The sequence below is a fragment of the Wolbachia endosymbiont of Drosophila baimaii genome, from assembly GCF_028982185.1.
In the GTDB taxonomy this organism is placed as follows: Bacteria; Pseudomonadota; Alphaproteobacteria; order Rickettsiales; family Anaplasmataceae; genus Wolbachia; species Wolbachia pipientis.
In genome coordinates this window covers 1-1881 of the sequence record NZ_JAPQLE010000045.1, presented here as the reverse complement: position 1 = coordinate 1881, position 1881 = coordinate 1, and the positions used below count along the sequence as shown (strand labels likewise).

Genomic DNA, 1881 nt, shown 5'->3' with positions numbered 1-1881 from the left:
AGATTCTTTATTGATGGCCGTTGATAAACGCAAACCCGATAAAAATCTGCTGTTACATAGCGATCAAGGGTCACAGTATACCTCTCAAAATTACCAATTTCTATTGAATACAAAAAACATCATTTCCAGCATGAGCCATAAGGGCTGTTGTTACGATAACTCTGTTGCAGAAAAGTTCACTTAAAAGGGAGCTGCTTATTGATACTTCTCGCTCAACAAACCAGAACTGCCATATTTGAATACATAGAAATCTTTTATAACAAATAACGTAGACATTCTACTATTAACTATTGCATTCCTGCACAATTTATTCTCATGATAAAAACGTCTTAACTTTCTCTCTACTTTTTCTGGGTAAGGTCAGTGCTCCTTTTTTCTTTCTTATACACACAAAAATCATATAGAATTGTAAATACAGCTTTTTTATTCTGATGCTTTTCAATTCTATAGCTCTGGTTGTCTCTCTATTACTATTTTTCTACATTATCGTAAAAAAACTGAGCGAAAAGAAAGCAAACCTTGAGGGTAATTTATGTAAATTAGAGCAAGAACTTCAAGAAACAAAGCAAACTTTGCTTACGAAGAATGAAGAAATAGTTGATTTAAGGGTCAAAAGAGCAGAACTTGAAGTAACTCTGCAAAAAGAACGTGAGGAAAAGAAAAAGGAAATAGAATTACTAACAAAAGCAGAGGAGAGATTAACAAACACTTTTAAAGCGCTCTCTCTTGATGCCTTGCAAGTGAACAATAATAATTTTCTGAACTTAGCGAAGGAAGTCATTGATAACAAATTAAAAGAAACGGAAAGCGATTTCAAAAAAAGACAAGCAACGATCAACGAAGTTGTAACTCCAATAAAAGAAAAATTAGAAAAATTCGATAATGAAATACGTGAGCTAGAAAAAGAGAGGGTAGGGGCCTATGAAGGTTTAAAGGAGCAAATTGGAGCGCTGATGAACCAAACTTCCAACCTTGCTAACGCCTTGAGAAAGCCTCACATCAGAGGAAAGTGGGGTGAAATGCAGCTCAAAAGGGTGGTAGAAATAGCAGGAATGATTGAATATTGCGATTTTTTTACTCAGCCGTCAGTGGTTGATAAAAACGAGGATAATTTATTGCGTCCTGATTTAATAATCAAAATGCCATCTGGAAAGCAAATAATAATAGATGCTAAAGTGCCGCTTGATTCTTACATGGATGCTATATCACAAAATGATTTGCAAATACAAAAGGAGAAATTAAAGAATCATTCCCTGGCAATAAAAAAACACATAAATGACTTGGGTAAAAAAGAGTATTGGAATCAATTTGAAAATACGCCAGAACTTGTGGTGCTTTTCTTAACAGGGGAGGGGGTTTTTAGCGCAGCACTGGAATATGAGCCTGCTTTGATAGAGATTGGAGTGGAAAAAAAAGTGATCATTGCAACACCGATCACTCTAATTGCGTTGCTGAGAGCAATAGCGTATGGATGGAAGCAAGAGATGATAGCTGAAAACGCAAAGAAAATCAGTGAACTAGGTCATATTTTATATGAGCGCATTTGCACAATGGGTGAAAGCTTTGATAATTTGCGCAGGAGCTTAAAAAGTGCTGTTGATCATTATAATAAAACTGCTGGCTCTCTTGAAGCAAGGGTGTTTCCTGCTGCTCGAGAATTCAATAAGCTTGGTATACATGCAAAAAATAAAAGTTTAAGTGCTGCAAAGGAATTAGAGTCTTTACCACGCAGTTTACATACTGAGGAGCTGAAAGTAGATTAGGCATCTTAACAGGGAATGTTCAAAAAAGCATACGCGTCAAGTTAAGAGATTGTGAGCAAATTTAGAGAGGTTAAAGTGGATACTCTAGCCCTTCTGCGTTTGTCTTTTAATGAAAATC

At 35.7% G+C, this 1881-nt stretch carries 1 protein-coding gene and 1 pseudogene; both read left to right on the top strand.

What is annotated here, in order from left to right; all coding sequences use genetic code 11:
• Positions 1 to 267: pseudogene (locus OZD66_RS01505) on the top strand (IS3 family transposase); the annotation flags it as partial.
• 164 nt (positions 268 to 431) lie between these two features.
• A complete protein-coding gene (locus OZD66_RS01500) occupies positions 432 to 1763 on the top strand; it encodes a DNA recombination protein RmuC (protein WP_182367554.1) in 1332 nt (443 codons plus the stop codon).
• The last annotated feature ends 118 nt before the right edge of the window (positions 1764 to 1881 follow it).